22 protein-coding genes are annotated in these 21,540 nt (G+C 52.9%); 11 read left to right on the top strand and 11 right to left on the bottom strand.

Annotated elements, in window-relative coordinates; genetic code table 11:
• Positions 1 to 103: 103 nt before the first annotated feature.
• Positions 104 to 943: a hypothetical protein gene (locus tag Q31b_RS18000; RefSeq protein ID WP_146601062.1), complete on the top strand. Its 840-nt coding sequence runs from the start codon at positions 104 to 106 to the stop codon at positions 941 to 943.
• A gap of 235 nt (positions 944 to 1,178) precedes the next feature.
• On the opposite strand, the gene Q31b_RS17995 is transcribed toward Q31b_RS18000, so the two are convergent.
• The gene (locus Q31b_RS17995; RefSeq protein WP_197171765.1) at positions 1,179 to 2,909 is read right to left on the bottom strand and encodes a heparinase II/III domain-containing protein; all 1,731 of its coding nucleotides are present in this window, start codon (positions 2,907 to 2,909) and stop codon (positions 1,179 to 1,181) included.
• 772 nt (positions 2,910 to 3,681) lie between these two features.
• On the opposite strand from Q31b_RS17995, the gene Q31b_RS17990 reads away from it, so the two are divergent.
• Positions 3,682 to 4,881: a TlpA disulfide reductase family protein gene (locus Q31b_RS17990; RefSeq protein ID WP_197171763.1), complete on the top strand. Its 1,200-nt coding sequence runs from the start codon at positions 3,682 to 3,684 to the stop codon at positions 4,879 to 4,881.
• Between the two features lie 92 nt (positions 4,882 to 4,973).
• Here the strand turns inward: Q31b_RS17990 and Q31b_RS17985 are convergent, their stop codons facing one another.
• The 4 genes from Q31b_RS17985 to Q31b_RS17970 form a co-directional block, all read right to left on the bottom strand.
• The gene (locus tag Q31b_RS17985; protein ID WP_146601059.1) at positions 4,974 to 6,134 is read right to left on the bottom strand and encodes a class II aldolase/adducin family protein; all 1,161 of its coding nucleotides are present in this window, start codon (positions 6,132 to 6,134) and stop codon (positions 4,974 to 4,976) included.
• Positions 6,135 to 6,272: 138 nt separating this feature from the next.
• On the bottom strand, positions 6,273 to 6,560 hold the full coding sequence (locus tag Q31b_RS17980) for a putative quinol monooxygenase (RefSeq protein WP_146601058.1): 288 nt from the start codon (positions 6,558 to 6,560) through the stop codon (positions 6,273 to 6,275).
• 312 nt (positions 6,561 to 6,872) lie between these two features.
• Entirely contained in the window at positions 6,873 to 7,112 is a 240-nt protein-coding gene (locus Q31b_RS17975) for a hypothetical protein (RefSeq protein ID WP_146601057.1), read from the bottom strand.
• Positions 7,113 to 7,427: 315 nt separating this feature from the next.
• Positions 7,428 to 8,372, bottom strand: a complete 945-nt coding sequence (locus tag Q31b_RS17970) for a metallophosphoesterase family protein (RefSeq protein WP_197171761.1) — start codon at positions 8,370 to 8,372, stop codon at positions 7,428 to 7,430.
• Positions 8,373 to 8,574: 202 nt separating this feature from the next.
• Here Q31b_RS17970 and Q31b_RS17965 point away from each other — a divergent pair, with 202 nt between their 5' ends.
• From Q31b_RS17965 to Q31b_RS17925, 9 genes are all read left to right on the top strand, one after another.
• The gene (locus Q31b_RS17965) at positions 8,575 to 10,842 is read left to right on the top strand and encodes a S46 family peptidase (RefSeq protein ID WP_146601055.1); all 2,268 of its coding nucleotides are present in this window, start codon (positions 8,575 to 8,577) and stop codon (positions 10,840 to 10,842) included.
• Between the two features lie 326 nt (positions 10,843 to 11,168).
• The gene (locus Q31b_RS17960; RefSeq protein WP_146601054.1) at positions 11,169 to 11,684 is read left to right on the top strand and encodes a hypothetical protein; all 516 of its coding nucleotides are present in this window, start codon (positions 11,169 to 11,171) and stop codon (positions 11,682 to 11,684) included.
• A 241-nt stretch (positions 11,685 to 11,925) separates the two neighbouring features.
• Positions 11,926 to 13,713: a DUF885 domain-containing protein gene (locus tag Q31b_RS17955; RefSeq protein WP_146601053.1), complete on the top strand. Its 1,788-nt coding sequence runs from the start codon at positions 11,926 to 11,928 to the stop codon at positions 13,711 to 13,713.
• A gap of 268 nt (positions 13,714 to 13,981) precedes the next feature.
• The gene (locus Q31b_RS17950) at positions 13,982 to 14,515 is read left to right on the top strand and encodes a sigma-70 family RNA polymerase sigma factor (RefSeq protein WP_146601052.1); all 534 of its coding nucleotides are present in this window, start codon (positions 13,982 to 13,984) and stop codon (positions 14,513 to 14,515) included.
• On the top strand, positions 14,512 to 16,140 hold the full coding sequence (locus tag Q31b_RS17945) for a LamG-like jellyroll fold domain-containing protein (RefSeq protein WP_146601051.1): 1,629 nt from the start codon (positions 14,512 to 14,514) through the stop codon (positions 16,138 to 16,140). Before Q31b_RS17950 ends, Q31b_RS17945 begins: the two co-directional genes overlap by 4 nt.
• 152 nt (positions 16,141 to 16,292) lie before the next feature.
• Complete coding sequence (locus tag Q31b_RS17940; protein WP_146601050.1) at positions 16,293 to 16,655, top strand: c-type cytochrome domain-containing protein; 363 nt, start codon at positions 16,293 to 16,295, stop codon at positions 16,653 to 16,655.
• Between the two features lie 60 nt (positions 16,656 to 16,715).
• On the top strand, positions 16,716 to 16,928 hold the full coding sequence (locus Q31b_RS28405) for a hypothetical protein (protein WP_197171759.1): 213 nt from the start codon (positions 16,716 to 16,718) through the stop codon (positions 16,926 to 16,928).
• Between the two features lie 54 nt (positions 16,929 to 16,982).
• Entirely contained in the window at positions 16,983 to 17,201 is a 219-nt protein-coding gene (locus Q31b_RS17930) for a DUF7577 domain-containing protein (protein ID WP_146601048.1), read from the top strand.
• Positions 17,198 to 17,689 carry a GNAT family N-acetyltransferase gene (locus tag Q31b_RS17925; RefSeq protein WP_146601047.1) on the top strand — a complete coding sequence of 164 codons (492 nt, stop codon included), beginning with the start codon at positions 17,198 to 17,200 and terminating at the stop codon, positions 17,687 to 17,689. The genes Q31b_RS17930 and Q31b_RS17925 overlap by 4 nt, the downstream gene beginning before the upstream one ends.
• Before the next feature lie 72 nt (positions 17,690 to 17,761).
• Here Q31b_RS17925 and Q31b_RS17920 read toward each other — a convergent pair whose 3' ends face one another.
• The 6 genes from Q31b_RS17920 to Q31b_RS17895 form a co-directional block, all read right to left on the bottom strand.
• Positions 17,762 to 18,196 carry a protein-tyrosine phosphatase family protein gene (locus Q31b_RS17920; protein ID WP_146601046.1) on the bottom strand — a complete coding sequence of 145 codons (435 nt, stop codon included), beginning with the start codon at positions 18,194 to 18,196 and terminating at the stop codon, positions 17,762 to 17,764.
• Positions 18,186 to 18,878: an alpha/beta fold hydrolase gene (locus Q31b_RS17915; protein WP_146601045.1), complete on the bottom strand. Its 693-nt coding sequence runs from the start codon at positions 18,876 to 18,878 to the stop codon at positions 18,186 to 18,188. The genes Q31b_RS17920 and Q31b_RS17915 overlap by 11 nt, the downstream gene beginning before the upstream one ends.
• An 83-nt stretch (positions 18,879 to 18,961) precedes the next feature.
• Entirely contained in the window at positions 18,962 to 19,192 is a 231-nt protein-coding gene (locus Q31b_RS17910; RefSeq protein ID WP_146601044.1) for an endonuclease/exonuclease/phosphatase family protein, read from the bottom strand.
• A 92-nt stretch (positions 19,193 to 19,284) separates the two neighbouring features.
• Positions 19,285 to 19,830 carry a hypothetical protein gene (locus Q31b_RS17905; protein WP_146601043.1) on the bottom strand — a complete coding sequence of 182 codons (546 nt, stop codon included), beginning with the start codon at positions 19,828 to 19,830 and terminating at the stop codon, positions 19,285 to 19,287.
• Positions 19,831 to 20,001: 171 nt separating this feature from the next.
• The gene (locus tag Q31b_RS17900; protein ID WP_146601042.1) at positions 20,002 to 20,409 is read right to left on the bottom strand and encodes a hypothetical protein; all 408 of its coding nucleotides are present in this window, start codon (positions 20,407 to 20,409) and stop codon (positions 20,002 to 20,004) included.
• Between the two features lie 4 nt (positions 20,410 to 20,413).
• The gene (locus tag Q31b_RS17895; protein WP_146601041.1) at positions 20,414 to 21,433 is read right to left on the bottom strand and encodes a metal-dependent hydrolase; all 1,020 of its coding nucleotides are present in this window, start codon (positions 21,431 to 21,433) and stop codon (positions 20,414 to 20,416) included.
• Positions 21,434 to 21,540 lie beyond the last annotated feature (107 nt).

Here is a 21,540-nt window from a genome sequence, read left to right as displayed (position 1 = left end):
CCAACCCGGACAATCCCGATAATCGGAATGGTTTGCCTCAAGACGGTGATCCGATCAGGGCGATAATCCACGAGGTTTCTGGTTGTCGTGATGGGGGGACGGTGTGAGAATCGAAAGTCAACAACCTGAAGTGCTGACGCTTCAGCAGAAACGTCGCTCTCAAGACAAGAATATTCAAAATGTGTTCAGCGAAGTGCTTCGTGAAGCAGGGCGTCAAGGCTACGCGACCGCTGAAGTGACTGAATCCAACGAGCCGCTGCAAGAACGCGTCCAAGCGTCGTGGAACCAGTGGTACCAGATAGAGAGAATGGGCGGACGGTTTGCCACGGCCGAATCCCCGCAAGATCTTGGTGAATCATTCGGCAGGATCCTGACGAAAGCGTACGAGCAGGGTGCCTACGTCGCGCCCACATCGTTCCTGAAGGGACTTTCTGAGGCCGAACTCAAGAGCGTTCAGAATTCGCATTGGCTGGCCGAACCGATTGACGTTGATTCGTTGACCGAAGAGGGTGCGCTTAACCTGCTGCTCCCGCAAGCCGCTCAAGTTGATTTGAACGGCGACGGATTCACGCGTTCCGGAGTCGCCTACGGAATGAAATTTCCTGACAGTTCGACGTCGCGTGAGGTGACGCAGGCATGGGATGCGGCAACAGCAGACATGCCAGAAAGAGACCGAATGATTTACGAGCTGCAAATGATGGCTCCTGTCCTGTTTGCAAACCTGACGGTCGCTCCCGACGGGACCGTTTCTCAACGCGATTTCGATGATCCCGATTGGGTCAATCCGTTGACAGCGGACGGCTATTCGTTCTTGAAGGAAACTCAAAGTCGGATCGATAGCCTTGACTATTTCAAGAACCAAATGGACCCGACACGCTACGCAACAGATCGTCATTTCTGGAGTTCGTTCCAAGACAACCTTCGCCAGGCTGGGGCCAACTAGCCATTGAACAAGCGAAGCTTGTTTAAGTAGAAAACCGAAAAAACTCAAAGCCTTTCGCGTTTTACGCCTGTATTGGAGATATCGATCACTTCAACACTTACGCAAAAATAGGTGTTTTGCCTCTGCTGAATCCGGAGTTTTTCGTTGACCGAGTTGTCCTACAGTCCTGAGGAGGACTCCGTCCTAGGGGCGTCGATGCTTACTTCTTTAGAAGGGGGAAACGCTACGCTGAGTTTTACCATTCTTCGAGGGGCTTGACCGCCACGTTTTTTATCGAGACGCCGTCCTTCCATTGGGGTGACAGGAGGACGGCGATGGTTAGTGGCCCCTTGGTTTCGGGCAGACGGATGACGAGGCGGCTGACACCTTCATTGCGTTTTTGCGGAGGAAGCTGCTCGGCCGACTCGACGGTGAAAGCGGCGCCCGCGGGAGACAGGATTCGGGCAGTTAGCTGCTTGCCTTTGCAACTCAAATGAGCAAGTCCGGGGTTTTCGAGAGTGATCGTGGCATCGGTCGTCATGCCCCAGAGGACCTGGCAGGGACTCTCGATCTCGAACTCGTCCTGGACGAGGACAGCGCGGCGGTTGTCAGTCATCGCCACACCTCGAAGTGCTTTTGCGGCATACGCGGCATAGGCGTCGGTCAGGTCCACCTGGGCGAATGGGAACGCCTCGTTCGACTGAAAGTGCGTGAGTCTGGCAAGGGCGTTGGCATTCTGGTTCTTGCCGCCGAGCACGGGTACGTTGTGACTGAAAGAGCCCAGCCGATAGTAGGTCCAACGCGTGCCGCCCTCTTGATAACTCCAGTACTCCGGCAGATTGTAGTTGTCGCTGCCAAGATCTCTGGCCCAGCGAACGCCGAGAGCGTCCATCTCAAAATTGCCTAGATCCAGATGACCGTGATGCGCTTGGTTGCTGCCAGCCTTGACACCGACAAAGAGTGCCTCGGGATCATCCCAGTCGCTTCGGAACAGGGCTGTTTCGACGTCGCCTCTCAAAAGACGATCCAATTCCCGTGCAGGAGGTGTCTTGCCCGATGGAGGCGCATACCAGAGGATGTGAAAGGGGCTGACGTCGTCGGCCCCAACGAGATCGTGTTCGGAATCCGAAAAGTGGGGGTTATTGAACGTTCGGGCAAGCCAGAACATGCAGGCGGCCGACTTTCGCTTCTGGAAGTCTCCTGCATCCGCGAAACTGAAAAGAAGTCCCGTCGGAGATGTAAAATAAATGGGGACGTATCCGGTCTGGGACAGCCCCGGGATTTTGGAAAGGCCAAAATCCGATCCTAGCGCGGTCTCCAACGCAGTCAGTGCAAAGCCGGTGTAGCTTGTTGCATATTTCCAATAGCCGATCCCCTCGGCCCAGACGCCATCGGGCCCGTAAGAACGAATCGCTGTCGGTAAATTCTGAAGGGCATGGGTCACGACGAACCCCGCCGTTTCGGGCTCGGACTCGGCGACCGCTAACGCGCCGATCAGGAGCCCTCCGTTACAGACCTGATTCCAGTTATAGGCATACGTGAAGTGTTTGTAGCCGCTCTTGTATCGCTCGATGCCCGGCTTAAGTCCCAATTCGACAAGTGACGATCGAATACGGTCGCGAGTCTTCTCGTCCAGATAGTCATAGATCCAGTCGTAACCGATTCCAACGGCATGACACATCTCGGCGGTATCGAGGAAATGGCTGGGGTTCCAGTCGGGAAAGTCGCACACGGCCAAGAGGTTTTCCTTCATCTTCTCGGCGTACTTTTTCTCCCCTGTCCATCGCCAGGCAATCCCGAGGTCGTAGATGCGTTCCACACAGGACTTGCTGACGTGGAGAAGCCTCGGACCGCGCTTCTCATAGAGGAGTTTCGGGTCATCAAGACGGTTATCGGCCTGTCGACAAACCTCGCGCACAAATCGCTGGAGAACCTCGTCATTTTCAGCTTGTCGTTTCAAATCCCGCAGGGCGTCCTCTTTGAGCATCAGGCGAGGATGCTCGTGAACGAGAGTGTCAAAGATTTGGTTTGGGGCGACATTGGGTTCGGCAGCCCTTGACCTCTCTTGCCAACAGGCGGAAATCAGTAAGACCGTTAACATCGCATATCGAATTTTCAACACTTTACTTTTCCGCCTTACTATTTGAAATCGAGATCTCACGGGTGACAACGTTCCACAGGTCTACCTTAAGCATAATGTCTTCCTGCAGTTCTGTACCCTTATCTCAAACAGAGCTTTTGTCATACCACAAACAGACGCAACGCTCCGTTTATCGCCAGTGGCTCATCACACGTTTCGTTCCTATTCTCCGCTCAGATCCGTCAAGACCTTGAGCACGGTAGCATTGTGCTGCATGCCAGCTTTTGAGAGTTTTAGATCTTAGCATATTTGCACCGAGAAACATCCTATCCACGATTGTATTTTTGATTTCCCCAACGATGATCGGGCTAAGGCGATTTTGGCATCCTCGTTTCAATCGACATTTGTGCCTCCCGTTCTTATCGGCCCCCATGCTTGGTTCGCTCGGCCTCCACTGCGGGACGATAGACTAGGATTGCAATGGACTAGGTTTGCAATAGACTAGGATTGCAATACAGACTGACCGTGTTATTGTCACATGATCGTCTCATGAATCGAAACTCGCATTCTTGTGTTCTCCCTTTCTTATGTTCTCTATTTATGGTGTCGGCAAATCATGATGGTAACTTCCCGCATTTGCAATCTGTCTGATCTTCGGTCGTATTTCCCTCTCCCTCCATTGGACAAGAATACGATCCGTCGTGGACTGCGCGGTGTGATATTCCTCGTCACTTGCACGGTTTTGGTTTCGGCAACCGCCACCGCCCAACCATCCAAGCTTGAACCCACACTTGTCGCTGGTTCTGAAGTCAACCTTTCCTCCGTCATGGCAGCCGAGTGGGTGCAGGGGGAGGCGCCGACAACTTTTGAGCCTGGAAAAGTCTACATGTTTGAGTGCTGGGCCACATGGTGTGGCCCTTGCATCGCGTTGATTCCACACGTGAATGAACTCCACGAAAAATATTACGATAAAGGCCTGCGGGTCTATGGCATGAGTAGTTGGGAGGACGACAAAGGCAAGGTGGAGAAATTCGTTCAGAAAAAAGGCGCAGGCATGTCCTATCCGGTCGCCTATACGGGCGAGGGTTCGGCCTTCGAAACCGAATGGCTAACGGCGGCAGGCGTGAAGGCCATTCCCTACGCATTCATCGTCAGGAACGGAAAGCTGTTGCTTTCAACGGAAGCCTCTCGACTCACGGATTCGCTGGTTGAGACGCTGCTTTCTGGTGATGAAGGCGCGAAGCAGGCCGCCGCCGAAATCAAAGCCGCCTACGATGCTCGCGACAAAACGGAGAGCCTGATCAAAGAATTGCACTCCGCACGCCGCCGGGGGGACGTGACGAAGATGGCTGCTATCATCAACGAACTGGAGTCGCTCGATCCCAATCACCCACAGATCCCCACACTGAAACTCCAACTGCTGGTTGCTCGCAAGGAGTGGCCCGCCGCGGTTGCAGCTCTCAACGAAATGCCCGCGAGCGAATCCAAGAACTCGTTCCTGATGATGACCGGCATGCGCATTGCGATGAGCAATGGACACAATTATCCGACCGACTTCACCAAAGCCTTAACGGCCTCCTATTATGAACTAGTCAAGAACAGCGGACAGTCAATTGGCCCAAATCACTTTGCATGCCTGAGTATTCTTCACTGGAGGATCGGTGATAAGCAGACCGCTGCCATCACCGCCGACAAGGGTGTGGAAGTCGCCATGAACTTTTCGGGGGCAAGCGAATCCCGTACAGGAGCTTTCGTGCGATTCGCAAAATCCGTGAAAGAAGGCACCATGCCAAAGTATTCAGATCTGGCCATGTGGCAGCGTGAGGCAAAGGAAAAAGCCACAGCCACCGAAACAGAGTCCTCGCAGGACAATGAATAATTCGCCTCCCCGTTCACGCATCAATTTTTGCATTGAAATTCCTTGAGCGAACGGGTCTCAAGGTTTTTGGACCGCGGCGGTGAAAACACTGCCTAGCCTTTGAGTTTGGCTTGCTCGAGTTCCCAATACTCGATTGCAAAAACATCCTTTTCATCGAGGGAACGCCACCCCCCGAGCTGTTCGGCTTGGACCATGGCCTTCGCCGTGTGCGTTATAATGTCTGCGATGATGCCAGCCTCTTTTTCATTTCGGCCAATGGCAATCAAACCATGATTTCGGACAATCGCATAACGAGGACACGGGTCGAGCATGGTCTCGCCGTTTTCATACGATCGGAAATACTCGCGGTAATCCTTTTGGAATCTTTGAAACCCTTCTTCGGAGTCGTGATCAATGATGACCGGAAATGGTTTGGTACGTATCACATGCTCCGGAGTTAATTGACCTTTGCGCACGATGTCACCCACATTTGCCATCTTTGAAAGCGCAATCGCGTAAGGGGTTCGAACCTCTTTGAGCACGACATCACAGGCAAGCAATTGTGAGGCTTGCCGGGCAATCGCATCCTTCTGAGGAAAAGCCGATACGTCCTCCGTCTCGGGTACGACTGTGTGTTCCTCTAGATAGGCTTCTGCCATGCCCACCAACTCGATCATCTTGTCATAGCTTGCCTTCGCGTCAGCATGAAAGGTAAAGATACCATGGTTGAGCAACACGAGCCCTTCTATCGAATCCCAGCTCAGGTCCTGTGTCATCCGGCGAATCGTCTTGGCCAATTCGAAACCAGGCATGACATACGGGACAATCATCACGCGTTTTCCGTAAATCTCCTTGAAGCGGGCTTCCCCGTCGGACGTGTTTGAAATCGTTGCAACCGCATCGGCATGTGTGTGGTCTACAAAAGTGAACGGAATGAGTGCGTGCAAAACGGCTTCGATACTGGGATTCGGCGCTTTCTCATCTAGCAGAGCCGCTCGTTGACCTGCAACCAATTCAGTGTCGCTGAGATGGTCCTGTTCCGCCATTGACAACAAGACATCCATTTTCACCGGGGAGAACCCAGGGCGTTCGATGGTATCAAGACTCCATCCACTTCCCTTGACATAGAGGGTGTCACCCACCTTTACCGATGTGTTGCCACCACCATGCAGAACCAAATCCGGTTCGACGCCTTGCAAACGCGATGTATACACCCGCAAATCCACAGGATCCGTGTAGGCAATCGCCTCGACCTCATTCCATCGATTGATCATTTTTGTATCCGTATTGATAGTGTTGATAGTGTTGATAGTGTTGAACGGTTGAAGCCAACGGTGACGAAGCGGCGTCCGCTGAACGGAATGGCTTGAGACGATTTTGCTTAGTACTTGGCTTGGAAAAGTTGAGTTGAACTATGCGTGATGAATCAACTCCACCGAGGATTTATCTTCGATCAACTCCGGTGCTTTTAGAACGAAATATTTAAAATGTTCACTCTGTTTATGGGCTTCCAGATCCTCTTCACTCTCCCATCTTTCCATCAGAGAGAACTCTCGTGGGTTATGTGTTTGTTGATAGAGGTCATAGGCAAGACATCCGTGTTCCTTCTTTGATTCGGCAACCATACCTTTCAGTAGCTCGAGCAAATGAGGTTCGTTATTCAGCGTTGCTTTTATCGTAATTCGTTTGGAAATCGACATATTGAATCTTTGTGTGTTTCTGTTTTTTCCATCCCGGTGCTAATGCTCTTCACAAGCGGTAGGAAAGATTCGCTTGGCACGTTTCGCCCATTGCTTTATTACCCATCTCTCTCCCCCCCCCGTCTCTCACCCCCCGCCTCTCCCCCCGAACGCCAGGATCACTGCGTCTGGTCCTCGATATCCGCCGAACATTCGGCACGGCAAGATGGCAGGCTACCGAGTCAATGCGAACCAAATATCCTAGTCGAGATGACTCTCCCTGTACAAGACGGTCTCCCGAGCAACTCTTGGTTCACTCGAATCTTTAAATTCTTAACGGCGATTGCGAGGACGGTGTTTTGATGGCCGAAACGCGACGCGCAGAACCAAACGGCTGATGCCTGCCACTCCTCCGAGGGATTCTTCAACGAGACGGTCGCCTTTGCCCGGCTCCACGACGATCATTACGATATCCCAGTCGTTATCATCCCAGTCGTCATCCCAGTCGTTTCGGTCATGCCGGAGGACGGATTTACCACTGCCATTGCGATCGCTGCCGAACACAGATGACACTCGACCGGGGACCGTCGGGGATGCGTTCTGATTTCGTTTGGAATTTCGTCGTTCGGGTCGCCAATGAACGGACAAGACCTTTGCTGCCCCTCTGAGATTCGCAAAGATCGATTTCCAATGGGTATTTCGCTGCGGCGCGGTGTTTTCCCAAGACGCTCTCGAGCGCCGATCCCGTTGTCGAGTTGCGATGCGAGTTATCTCGTATCGAACCCATCGGTACTTTGGTGATCGGGTGAAACCTCACGGAATATCACGTGTCGGTTTCCTGACGCTTGCTTGGACTACGACTAAGAAACCGCGACTAAGAGACCGCGATTAAGAGACTGCCGCGAATCGATGCTCCAAGGTGTGGGATTCGCCATGCTGTGTATGTTGCTTGTTCAATGCTCGCAGTTCAACCGCGAGCGATTCATCTTGGACTTTTAGTCGCACCCATCCGTTTGGGTGTTTGGCGTTGAAGACGTATGCACAGGGCGGTTGGTTGATCAAGTGAACGCCACCTGATGTTTTGTTCCGATTCCAGTTATGCGTGTGACCGTAGAAATACGCTTGAACGTGCGGCTGTGAATGCAACACATCGATAAACTTCGCCGTGTCCGACAAGCCACTTCCTTCTGCCGTTGAACCTTCCGGCAGAAACTGCGGATTGTGGTGGCCGATGACGATCGCGGTTTTGTCACGGTGTTCGGCTAACGACTTGGCAAGCCACTGCAACTGCGTCTCACCAAGTTTGCCAGAGACTTCATTGACAATGTTCAGCGAATCCACCAAAAACAAATTAGCGTGGCGTCCTGGCACGATTGCGACGTGTTTTCCGTCGACCAACGCAGCATCGGGTTTCTGTTTTTTGAACGCAGCGTAGAACGGATCGCGATCATCGTGGTTACCCATCGTCATGTGTATGGGCAAACCCGCTGCCGTTATTCGATCGAGAGCTATTCGCAACGTGGCGTAGTCACCTGGCCGTCCCCTTAAACGGGCACAGTCGCCATTGATGATCACGCCAAGCGGTTTGTTTTCTTCAGCCAGCAGTTCGTCGATGATTTTATTTAAGTTGTCGAACATGTTCACGCCACGAGAGACCGCATCCTTGTTGGCGGCGATGTGCGTGTCGGCCAACAGTGCCCAGTAATCGGCAGATTGATCAGCAGATTCATCCGTCGCCGCCATGAGCCATGGACATCCCAACGTGACCGCAGCGGTGGCTAGCGATGCTTGAACAAATCGTCTTCGAGAAGCGGGGATCAGATGCAGCGACATAATTCGTCCTCCAAAGTACCTATGGTTGGTTCGTATCATCATCGAGCATTGTAGCACACTCCCCCGACTGCATGGATGATGGAAATCGACCCTAGTTGCCTGCCTTGCATCTCGTACCGCGTCGCATCTTCCGTTATCATACGGCGGTCGATATTTCTCGCACCCAATAGATATCATCCCACCACTTCAGGCAGCTCGCATCATGTCTTGCCCATTAAAACACCTCGCCAAGCTCGACCGATTGACCGCCCCGAACGGACAACGGCAAGTGCAACGAACGCACGGCGAACCCGCTCTCAAACGCATCCACGATCGCTGCCGCTGCAATCGGGTTCTGACCATCTTGGCAATGAGCCTGCTGTGCAACATCGCTCTTGGCGAAGAAGGCATGTATCCGATGAGTGAGCTACAGCGACTCGACTTGAAAGAGCGTGGCATCGAATTGACAGCCGCGGAACTCTTCAATCCCGAAGCGATCAGCTTGGTGGACGGCGTTTGCCGCGTGAACGGCTGCACCGGATCTTTTGTATCGCCCGAGGGCTTGATCATCACCAATCATCATTGCGCCTACGGTGCGATCCAAAAGGCAAGCACCGCCGAGCATGACTACCTCGAAGACGGTTTTCAAGCGGACTCGCGAGCCGAAGAAATCCCAGCCCCCGACTACACGGTCCGCGTAACCGAAGACTACCGTGACGTGTCCGACGAGGTGCTGCGTGTGGTGACAGCCAACATGGACTTTTTGCAGCGCACGCAGGCCATCGAAAAACGTTGCAAGGAATTGGAAGCGGCCGCCGAGGCCGCGCAGCCGGAGTTGCGAGCGGAAGTGGCGGAGATGTTCGTCGGCAAGACGTACGTGCTCTTTCAGTACACGTATTTGAAAGACATTCGCCTTGTCTTCGCGCCGCCGCAATCGATTGGCAACTTTGGCGGCGAAGCTGACAACTGGATGTGGCCGCGACACACGGGCGACTTTTCGTTCATGCGGGCTTATACAGCACCCGACGGTAGCAGTGCACCGTACTCACCGGAAAATGTGCCTTACCGACCCAAGCGATCCATTCAGGTCTCAGCCGAAGGCGTGGTAGAAAACGATGCCGTCTTCCTGCTCGGCTACCCGGGCCGTACCGCGCGGCACAAGACGGCTGCGTTTCTAAACTACGAACAGAATACCCGACTGCCGACCATCGTTGAACTTTACAACTGGCAAATTGATGTGATGACGGAAGCCGGCAACCAGGACCGTGGCGTCGAAATTCAACACGCATCGCGTATGCGTTCACTAGCCAACACTGAGAAACGTTCTCGCGGACAACTACAAGGCCTTATCCGGGCCGACATCGCGGCGACGCGAGCAGCCGAGGAAACCAAGCTGCAAGCATACATCGAGCAGGACGCCGAACGAAAACGAAAATATGGACATTTGCTGTGCGACATCGCATCGGTTTACGATGAAATCGAACAGGCAGCGACGCGAGAGATTCTGCTCAGCCAACTCCGCTCGGGCAGCCGCATCGGCGCGGTCGCTTACTTCCTTTTCGACGCAGCCGTCGAGCGAACCAAGCCGGACCTGGAACGCGAAAGCGAGTACATGGATCGCAATTGGCAGCAATCGACGCAGACCTTGCTGACTTCGTTGCAAGATATCCATCAACCGACCGAAGCAATCATCTTGGCTGGTCTGCTCGAACGATTAAAAGCCATCAACGCCGATCAAGAAATTCCAGCGTTAGCGGAATCGTTGGCCGACCAAGCAGACCTGTTGGCGTACACCACTCGCCTGACCCAGCAAAGTCGTTTGAACGATCGCCAGTTCGTGCAATCCTTGCTCGACTCGACGCCACAAGAACTTCAGCAAGCCGACGATCCCATGTTAAGCTTTATCGTCAAACTACATCCGCTGTTCGACGAGATTCGACGCCAGGATAAAGCACGAGAGGGCAAGTTAAGTGAACTCTACGGTTCTCTCATCGATGTCAAACAGCAATACTTGTCGGCCAATTTTGTGCCCGATGCCAACGCGACGCTCCGCTTTACCTGCGGCTACATCCGTCGCTACTCGCCTGAAGACGCGGTCATCAAATTGCCGATCACGACACTCAGCGGTGTTATCGACAAAACCACCGGGGTGGCTCCATTCATCACGCCCGAACCGGTATTGAGCAAATACGCTCAACAAGACTTTGGACCGTTCAAGAACGAACAACTCGGCGATGTCCCCGTCGCAATCCTGTACAACACCGACACCACCGGCGGGAATTCAGGCAGCCCGATTTTTAACGCAACCGGAGAATTGGTGGGCGTCAATTTTGATCGCTGCTTTGAGGCAACCATCAATGATTTCGCTTGGGACGAAAGCTACAGTCGTTCGATCGGTGTCGACATCCGTTACGTGTTGTGGATCACCGGCATCGCTTACGGAGCCAACCACTTGCTGGAAGAAATGAATGTCCCGTATCGGCAGCCGTGATTGGACGCCCCCCTATTTCAGACAGAATCATGGCTGATTGGACGGCGGTCCATTAAATGTTGACCGTTAGGTTGATGGATGGCGCTGGTATGCCAAGGTTTTTGAGACACTTCGGTCGGTAGCAAGGCCCGTTCCAAACGCCGACGATCGATCCGAGGAGGTTGCCTAGCGATCTTCCAACGAAACTCACTTGGACCCCGAGTCGCCAGAAATTTGGCATTTGCAGCGGTATCATCTATACTGCTCTCCGCCCGGGCGAGTTCAAGCCGGCAATTCGTATTGAAATATCCTTCATTTACCAAAACCTTAGCAACTTCAGGTAAGCCATGTTTCAGATCGAAAAAAACGTTTCGATAATCGGAAAGAATGATTACGGAACTTATCCGTATGTTGGTTACAGCGTGAACAGTTCGATGAAGCGTTTTAAGGTGTTCAGCCGAGGTTTTAGCAATCCTGTCAGTGCCTCGATATTTGCCTATCTGAGTCAAATCCCCCAGGTTCCTTGGGCGGTAGCAGAAAAATGTGTCGTCGGATTTGAAAAGAAACTCAACCCCTGTGGTGCGATAAAGGCGATGTACGAGGTCACGCCGCTCGATCTCGTCACCAAACTACCGGAAATTGGTCCAATTATCGAAGTCGCCTCGAAATGCGTCATGTCGCTTGGTGGGGCGATTGTCGACTTGCAGGTCTCTAGCAAAAGCTCAAACTACAATCCGCATATGCCGACCAATGCTCGGAACTGGGCCAGCGATGGCACGACTCAATATGTCGATTACGCGGTGAAATACTGGAAAAAGCATCCCAAAGAAGGACCGGCATACAAGTTATTGAGCGATGCTTAGCGAGTGAGAAACGGGATCTTGCCAGGGATTGTCGTTTTCAAACGGCGGTCCCGAGGCGGGCGAGTTTGGCATGCGAGGTAACCGCAACGGTACCGTCCAAAGTCTAACGATTTCGCCCACAGATCGCCCTCCATTTGGATCGGGTTGACGCACTCTAGTGCACAAATCGTCGCTGTGCAGGTATGATTGAGGCATCCGAGAGGTCACACCAATTTCCTGACTACCTAAAAAGCGAATCGCAATGTTTTCCTCATTCCTGCAATTTGTTGTCATCATCCAATTGGCGGGCCCCTTGGTGGCCAATGCGGAGACGCTTCAGGATCAAAAACACAATCCACAATTCGAACAACTCACGGCAAAGTATCTCGACGAGTTCCCCGCATACTCGCCCGTCGCGGCGACGGCTTTAGGGGACCATCGCTTCGACAGTCAGCTGAACGAAGTGAGCGAGGAAGCCCGAACTCGGCAGGCGGAGTTTTGCACCCGCTATTTGGATCAGCTTGGCCAGATCGACCCAGAGCAATTGTCTCGCGCGAATCAAGTGGATCACTCTCTGTTAACACATGAATTAAAAGGGACGTTGTGGCAAATCGAGACCCTTCAAGAATGGGCTTGGAATCCGCTGACGTACACAAGTCTCGCGGGCGACGCGATCTATGGTTTGATGGCTCGTGACTTTGCCCCACTTCCTGCAAGACTAGGGCACGTTGCAGACCGTCTGGAGCAGTTCCCCCGCTTGTTTAGCCAGATTCGCGACACACTCGATCCTCAGCGTGTACCGAAGATTCATGCGGAGACGGCGGTAAAACAGAATCGCGGATTGTTGAGTATTTTGGACAACTTCGTCGAACCACATGTCGATCAACTTCCGGATGCGGAACGTCAACGACTAAGGCATGCAATCACCGAGACTCGCGCGGCAGTGCAGGAGCATCAGAAGTGGCTCGAGACCGAACTACTACCCAACGCAGGTGGCGATTTTCGTCTGGGCCCGAAACTGTATGATGAGAGACTCACCTTTACCCTTAAGACCCCCTTGAGCCGAAGTCAGGTCCGAGAGCGGGCCGAACGGGAACTCGTCCGAGTACGCGACGAGATGTACCGCGTGTCCCAGCAGGTCTACCAACAGAAATATCCCTACACCGAATTTCCGGAACAGCCTTCCGCCGAGTACAAACAGGCCATTATTCGAACCTGCCTCGAAATGGCTTACCAGGATGCGCCTCCAGCCGACGAGATCGTCGAGACGGCCAAAAAATCCTTGCAACTGACAACGGATTTCGTACGAGAAAACGAGCTGATCACGTTGCCAGCCGATCCCGTTGAAATCATCGTCATGCCCGAGTTTCAGCGAGGCGTCTCATTGGCTTACTGTGATTCCCCTGGACCGCTAGACGTTGGGCTCACCACGTACTACGCCGTGGCCCCACTCCCAGAGGATTGGGATGAAAAACAAATCCAATCTTTCCTGCGGGAATACAACATTCGGTCCATTCACGATTTGACCATCCATGAGGCCATGCCGGGGCACTTCGTCCAATTGGCCCATGCCAACCGCTACCCAGGCAAGCTGCGGGCCGTACTGTCTTCGGGAGTCTTCATCGAAGGCTGGGCTGTCTATGCCGAACAAATGATGGTTGAGGAAGGCTTTCTCGACGGTGACCCTTTGATGCGTTTGATCAATCTAAAATGGTACCTTCGCGGCATCGGTAACGCGATTATCGACCAGGCGATCCATTGCGAGGGAATGACACGCGACGAGGCGATGAAATTGATGACAGAGGACACGTTCCAGGAGGAACGCGAGGCAGCGGCTAAATGGGTACGGGCCCAACTCACCTCCACACAACTGGCTACCTATTTCGTCGGTACCCAAGAACATTTCGATCTAAGACGCGAGCTCAAAGAGGAGTGGGGAGCCAACTTCGATTTAAAAAAATATCACGACAAGATTCTCTCCTATGGCTCGCCACCCACTCAGTACGTGCGAGCGTTGGCGTTGCAGAAACCGATTCCCCGCTTGCAGTGAGAGCGAATGCTTCAACACGCTTTGGAGAGGGCGTCGCCAATCTCGCCAGAGATTGGGGCTGCGCCATGAAATCCATCTAAAGTCTGGCGACATCCGCTACGGCCAACCCAAACAAGAAGACACAGGGAGTCTCTTGGAGGGTGGTGTTGGAGTACGAAAATGGAGTCTTTTCGGATGCTTGGTCGCAATCGGCAGTGACGTTCACTGAGAAGTGCCATTTTTCTGGTTTTCCTCGGCAAATGTTGCTGGCTGATGGAGCAACTCATTGATGGAAAATTCAGATCGCGAACAACACGACCAGTTTCTCCGGTTCTTCATGGAGCATGAGGAGTCGCTGCGTCTGTTCGTCCGTTCACTGCTCTTTAATCAAGAGGAATGTCGGGAAGTCATGCAGGAGGCGGCCGTTGTGCTTTGGCGAAAATTCGACGACTCGATGGACAGCATTGCATTTCGGCGTTGGGCGTTCGGTGTGGCGAGGATGGAGGCATTGACATTTCGCAGGGATCGGGCCAGAGATCGTCATACGTTTGGCGACGACGTCGTGCAGTTATTGGAGCAAACCGCACAAGCGGAGACGGCCCTATTGCAGCGGGAGAGAAACGCGTTGGGAAAATGCGTGGAAAAACTTCCCGCCGATCAACGCGAATTGGTGGGCTCTGCCTATGAGCCTGGCGTGAAAAAAAGTGAGTTGGCCCGCAAGCTCGGATGGACGCCAATGGCGCTCTATAAGAAGCTGCACCGCATTCGTATGCAGTTGATGGATTGTACCGAACGAGAACTGGCATCGGAGGGAAACTCATGAGTTCGAGCACCGCCCAGCTTGAATTGATGCGACGATGTCTCGATGGCGAGGCATCCGACGATGAATTCGCTCAGTTGGAGCAGCGACTGCGCAACGATACGGAGATCCGCAAAACGTATTTGCGGTATGTCAATGTGGATTCGGCTCTCGCTGCACTGCCGAAACGCTTCCACCCGTCCGCTGGCTACTTTGGCCTAGGCCCATGTCAACATTCGCAGACAACCGAACGGGGATGGTTTGGTTCGCATGGACTAACCGGGTGGATCGCGATGAGCGCCGTGGTGGTGATGCTTGTCGGGGTGCTGATCCATCAAACCGTCGACGGGAACCGAAGTGTGCCGCAGCATGAGCGAGCTGGTCAAGACGTCGCGCCGTTGGGAGGCATCAATGACACCGGTGTTGCGGTGCTGACCCGGGTCGCTGGTCTAGAGGGGGCAACAACAAAAGATTGGCGAGTGGGCCAAACCGTCTCACCGGGGTTGATGGCTTGGGATGCGGGGCTGATGCAGTTGGAGTTTTATGGCGGGGCCACGGTTGTGGCCGAAGGTCCGGCGAGGATAGAGATCCTCGATGAATCGCGTATTGTTTGCCAATGGGGGCGTCTCAGGGCGCATGTTCCAGAGCCCGCGCGTGGGTTTGCGGTGCTTGCACCCTCGTTTGAGCTGGTCGACCTCGGCACAGAATTCGGATTGAATGTACTGGACGATGGGGTGTCCGAAGTTCATGTGTTTGACGGCAAAGTCGAACTCTACGATGCTGAATCAAATCGCAGTCCGGCGTCAAGACGCGAGCTTCGTGCGGGTGACGCACTAACGATCGATCGCGACGGAACCACGACGCCGGCGACCGTTCGTGATATCGATTTCGTTACATCGGATCGGCTCAGTACGATGGCCGATCACCACCATCAGGAACAGCTACACAGTTGGCGCGCCCTGCGTGAGTCGCTCCAGGATGATCCCCGCGTCATCGCTTACTTTCCCTTTGAAAAAAGCGATACCGAAGACCGATTACTTATCGGAGATGGCGTCGGTGGCACGACGATCGAGGGTGCCATCGTTGGTTGCGAATGGGCCCAAGGACGCTGGCCAAACAAATCATCGCTGCAGTTCAAGCGACCGGGCGATCGCGTGCGAATCACAATCCCGGACGATTTTGAAGCGTTGACCTATTCAACCTGGGTGCGAGTGGACGGACTCGACCGCACGCGCAATTCGCTTTTGATGACCGATGGTTTCGGTAAGAACGGAATTCACTGGCAGATTCGCCAAGACGGAAGTCTGACCCTTGGGATGCGATACGCCAACGAACGTGTTCACAATTATCATACGCGTCCGATTTTCAACCTCTTTCGCCTAGGGCAATGGGTGCATTTGGCGACCGTTTACGACACGGGCAAGGGGCAGGTGACCCATTACGTCAATGGAGAGCCTGCCGAACGTCTCCAGCTGCAGCCGTTTGCTGACGGGGAGCTAAAGATTGGCAATTCAACCATCGGCAATTGGAGTGGGCGTGGCGCATCGGACGTTCGTAGCTTCAATGGAAGCATCGATGAGCTGATCATCTTCAGCCAAGCACTCGACGGTCAGGAAGTGCGACGCATCTATGAGGCCGGTCGTCCATGATTATCGATTCACATGAGCTTCATCGTCGACGAACTCTCGTTGGTCGTCATTTCGAGCGGAGCAAGCGAATTTCGCCAGTCATGGTCTGTCGGAGGTTATTGTTTCACTGCCAAGGAATGGCTGGTTTGAACTGTCATTGGGTACTCCATTTAATGAAATTTCGATTATTGACTGCAATGTTCATGCTCGCCAGCGGTGTGACTGCTGCACAAATATCAAGCGTCGCAACGGCGCAAGAATTTGCCAGCTCTGACAGGCCGACACTCGAGCAGCTGAAGGCCGAAGGCGCGTTTCAGTCGAGCTATCGGAAATCGATTCCGCAAACGAAAACGTTTGAAACGCCGCAGTCAGATTTGAATGGATTCCGCGCGGAGATCGAACCCGCGCTCAAGCAGGCTTGCTACGATTGCCACGGATCGGAAAACGCCGAAGGCGACATGCGAATCGACACATTGGATCCCGATCTTCTGCACGGGGAAGATATCAGTTGGTGGCTAGTGCTGCGTTACATCTAGGAATTAGGATTGGCTCAGATCTTTGTTTGAGTCATACTATTGGGAACACGGAGGTATCCCATGCAGAAAAAGTATATCGTTCGGTTGAGCGATCAGGAACGTATTGGCGAGGATGTTTTCAAAAGCCTCGTAATCTGCATCCTTCTTAAAAATCGTCGACCGGCCATTGCCTCGATTCAAGGCATGGTAAATCGCATCTTTCTCGTCAGCACGTTTAGGCCGGGGCATGTCAACATGCATAATACCAATCAAACCGCTGGCAAAGAGTCCTGACACCTTTCCATTCCCAAACCGCTGGCAAAGAGTCCTGACACCTTTCCATTCCCTGTGGTTGTAAAACTACCTGCGTTTCTTGTTGACTATGTCGAGGTCGGATTGCAAGGCGAAGACGGAGCAATACCGTTACCAATTGACGAAGACGACGATTTGTATTCGCCTGACGAAACGGGAACGAAATGGAAGTGTGAGAACTGTGGTGAGCTCAACGCCTCCTCGTTTGATCTTTGTTGGCAATGTCAGCATGAGTATGGCGAGCCACCCCAATGACACCGCCTCCCCATTCCTCCGCCTTTCGACTCCGTGACTATCGCCCTGAAGATGCCCCTCTTCTTTCGAGCCTGTTTTATGACAGCGTCCACCGAGTCAACTCGCGTGATTACTCCCCCGACCAGATCGCGGCCTGGGCACCAGAGCAGATCGATCAAGGAAAGTGGGCTGCACGATTCCAAGACAAAATCGCGGTAGTCGCCAAATCGGATTCCACCGTCGTCGGCTTCGCCGACATCAGTACCGATGGACACTTGGATCGCTTATTCGTATCGGCCGAACACCAACGGCGTGGCGTCGCTTCGATGCTACTCGACGAGCTTGTTCGTCGAGCAGGCAAACTTAGCATCGATTGCATTACGACTGAAGCCAGTATCACCGCCAAACCATTCTTCCTCGCTCGCGGCTTTGAGGTTTTGAAAGAGCAATCGGTCGAGTGTCGTGGACAATGGTTGACGAATTATCGAATGCAGCGATTGTTGGAATAAGATGGTGATCATCGTCACCCACTCAGCCAATCACCAAAGAGCCGATGGTTTCTATACCATATTGCTCACAAGTCACGAATCATGACCGAGTTTCTCGCAAATGTGAACGACCGATTCCAACAGGGATGGGGAAACATCGTGTGGCACCTGCGAACTGATGCTTAAAAGGCAATCCTGCAATGACTCCCCCGACATCATTGATATGGCTGCCGCTGCGATCGTGGGCGAGCGACTCATGCCAGCACTGCATGCCACTAGAATCCGGAAGTTATTCTGAAGCAATGAGCGTAAACACTGGATCGCCGCAGTGAGCATCTCGTCAGTGTTCGATTCGTCGTCGTGAAGTGGGAAACGGCAGTAGATGATGTCACGTCCAAGGACTGCGGGAGGTTCATTCGCGGCGAGATCTACCACAGCGGCAATGTCCTGATCATAGATTGACTTCAGGTCGCGAGCAGAGACCGCATCGCTGATCAACAATCGATTTTGAAAGATATCACGAATCATTTCCTTGTTCCTTGTTCAATTGTTTCAATACAAAACGAATGAATGCGTTCACTTCACGAGCGTGCGTCAGTGAAATGACGTGACCACCACCAGCGACGATTTGCGTTGGCGTTGTGTGTCGGATCGGCAATACCATGTCGCGGTCACCATGAATGTGAAAGATGGGGCAGCCAAATTGCGGTGTGGATTCCCAATCGAGGATTCGCGACAGCGACCACTTAAATACTCTCGGATCGCTGTGACGGAATTGGCGAGCCAGTCCGCTAGGGTCTGGAAACCAACCGCCAATTAGCTTCGATCCAATCGGCACGCAAGCAATCTGCATCAGCCGGACAGGCAGCAGTGAAACGAGTGGCCGCAGCGGACGAGCCCATTTTGCGTATCGCGGCAACTCGTCCGAAGATCGAATACTACCAATTAGGATCACGGCCAGTGGATCAAGGTACTTGGCAACATGCAAAGCCACGATCCCACCGAACGACGCGCCACCAATCACCGCTGGTCCATAAGACCGCAACTCGCTTGCCAATCGCTCACTGTAGCTGTCAAGCGTATCATCTGATTTAGGAACCGGCCAACTCGGCACGACCAGGTTTTCGAACGCGAGCGACTGCGGAGCAAAGACCTCGCAATCCGCAGCGAGCCCTGAAAACAGAATCAGGGGGATTGAGTCACTGTGCATCGCTTACTTCAGTCCTTCTTAACTCCGAAACCACCAATGAATGATCACTACCGTCGCGCTTTATGATTTTGGAATTGATTGTTTCAAAGTGCGGCGTATGAAAAATGTAATCGATCCTCAGAGCGAGCGGTAACGGGCGTTGTCTCTTGAAAACAAATCAGATCGGAATCTGCTTCGGAAATTGCGTCGAGAATTTGGTCACCGCGACGGTTACCCCAATTCAAATTGTAGGTCGCAATGGTGAATGTTTCGCCAATCGCATTTGATGAAAGTATGCCCACGGAGGCAATAAATAGTACAATCGACCGAATCATGCTTCCGTTCCATCCGTGTTCGGGGCCAAAGCGAAATGATGATCTAAGAACACGCTAATGGTCGTGCGGCGAACCCAATGAGCGATTTTCGTCTATTCGCAGGAGATGTAGATGAGTTCAATAAAATACGAACCAACTCCCATTACCAACACCGTCCCGATCCCAAGTGCCAATACAACTTCATACTGTGGAACGACAAAATGTATGGCAACAATGCAACCGCTCAGAACGGAAGCCAACCACGCAATGATAGACGCAAAGAAGCTTACCAGAAGCGGTCTGGCCAAATCTGGTTCGTCTGCGTAGCAACGGGCACCGAAGAAAGCTAATTGGGAGGTGCATGCTAAGTACGCTGATGATGTGACCGTCAAAATTGCCCAAAGGTAGCTTGCTGTCCCAGCGACAATAACCATCAACGGCGAAATTAGCAACAGCACGATTGCCAAAGCAGAATAGAGATATCCGTAGAACCGAAATCCATTAACCAGTGCCTCACTTGTCGATTGACTCGTTCGATCAATGCAGACCGGTTTGCCATGCAGCGACAGAATCAACCTCCACCATGTACGAAGCACGGGAACGGCATCAAAAGCGCGTCGCACCTTCGAAGAACTACGAATGACCTGCGCAAATTTCATGCTATCTCCAATCGATGAGAAGAGTCCGTCAATTAACGGAAGTGCTTCCATTCTAGCCAACTCCAAGCAGTCGCCGTGCACCGCAGTGGCTCATGGGCTGAATATATTTCGAGAAGGCGAAGCAATGATGACCAGTTCAGACTCCTCGAGATACCGTCAGTTGGTGCCGTGTCAGCCGACTTGCTCGTCCGAATACGACTGCGTGGAGGTTGAGTCCGCGTTTGCGGCAGGGCTAGGCATTGAAAAGATGCCGTGGTAGCTGGGCAGGCGGATGGAGTAAATTAGAACGGCAAATGTGATGGGAAGTACGATAACCATTGCATAAAGCGTATGCGTTTCAGTAATCATGCAAACCGTGGCGATGAAAACGAAGCATCCCGCCCAAACGAGTTCAGGTTTACGCGGAACACGAAAAAGATTGCAAAAAAGAAAGAAGTGAGCGAGAACGAAAGGAAACAGCCAGGCGATCGAGCCGAGTTCACGTAATCCCCAGACCGTCGCGATGCCGCAGGCAATGATCGCCAATGCATCTGTCACCGAAAAACGAAAGCCGTGACTAGGATGGAAATTCCAACGCATCGTCTTAAACCTCCCACTTCTTCTCGATGATGTGACCATCCGGGGCGATTCGACAGGTCAGGCTTCCGAATCGTGTGCCAAAATTGCGTATCCTAAGATCGCGGCAAACGACGATTGTCACATCCGGACCTTCCTCTTGCTCTACCGCGTGGAAATACGGCGAAAGCTCTCGCATTGCACTCCACTCCTTTGTATCTTTCACCGCCACAGGAATCACGTCGTCAAGTATCTCGACCGCGTTCTCTTGAACTATCTGGCCACTGATGGCATTGACCTGCCAAAGTTCGACGTGGTTATCTGCTTCACGACAGGCAATGAATCGAAAAGGGGAAAACGTCGTCGGGATCAAAACAGAATTCGCTTGCGGCGATGAACTTTCACTCTCCATCACACGAATACGACGCGCAATCGTGCCGCGGACCGCAACGACGATCAGCAGCAAAACAACATAGGACGCCGATACGACCATCAAAGAAGAGGGGGGCTCCCGAAGCATCCAACAAGCCAGTAACGCAATCACGGACAATACGATGATGGGCAAGTCAATGAAGAAGATCCAGTCGAGTGCGAATCGCCTTGAGCAGATCGGCCAAAGACATCGAACGCCGTAAGAATTGGTTAAATCTAATCCGATGTGCATGACCATCCCCAACGCGAGGCCCATCGCAAGTTCGGCCCAAATCGGGTTGCCCGATCTGTACAGCGCAAATGCGAAAAAAAATGGGATTGAGATCGCAGCAAGGCTATGCGTGTAGGTTTGGTGAAACTTCATGAAGGCGTGTTTACCAGCGACCCGCGAAAACGCATCAAGGTCAGGAAGCACGTTTCCAAGTACTATTCCGCACGCAAAGCCAGGGTGAGTCGAGAACACACCGGCTGAGGAAGCGGCACCGATCATCGCATGAGTGACTATATCCATCGACTCATCATACATCAATCGCCGCTTCCATACGCTTGGCAGCCAAACCCGAAACCAAGGAATCTGCGAGAAACGCAGCTTTGGTGCACCGAGTGATGCATTCAAAAATCCACCACGCCTACGCTGCTCGGGAGACTGCCCCCGTAAAGCAGCGTTGCACTGCCGAAACAACCCACCGTCCCGTAGCAACGTACGGACTACGGCGATTGGCC

It is taken from the genome of Novipirellula aureliae (assembly GCF_007860185.1).
In the GTDB taxonomy this organism is placed as follows: domain Bacteria; phylum Planctomycetota; class Planctomycetia; order Pirellulales; family Pirellulaceae; genus Novipirellula_A; species Novipirellula_A aureliae.
This window is presented reverse-complemented; position numbering and strand designations above follow the sequence as displayed.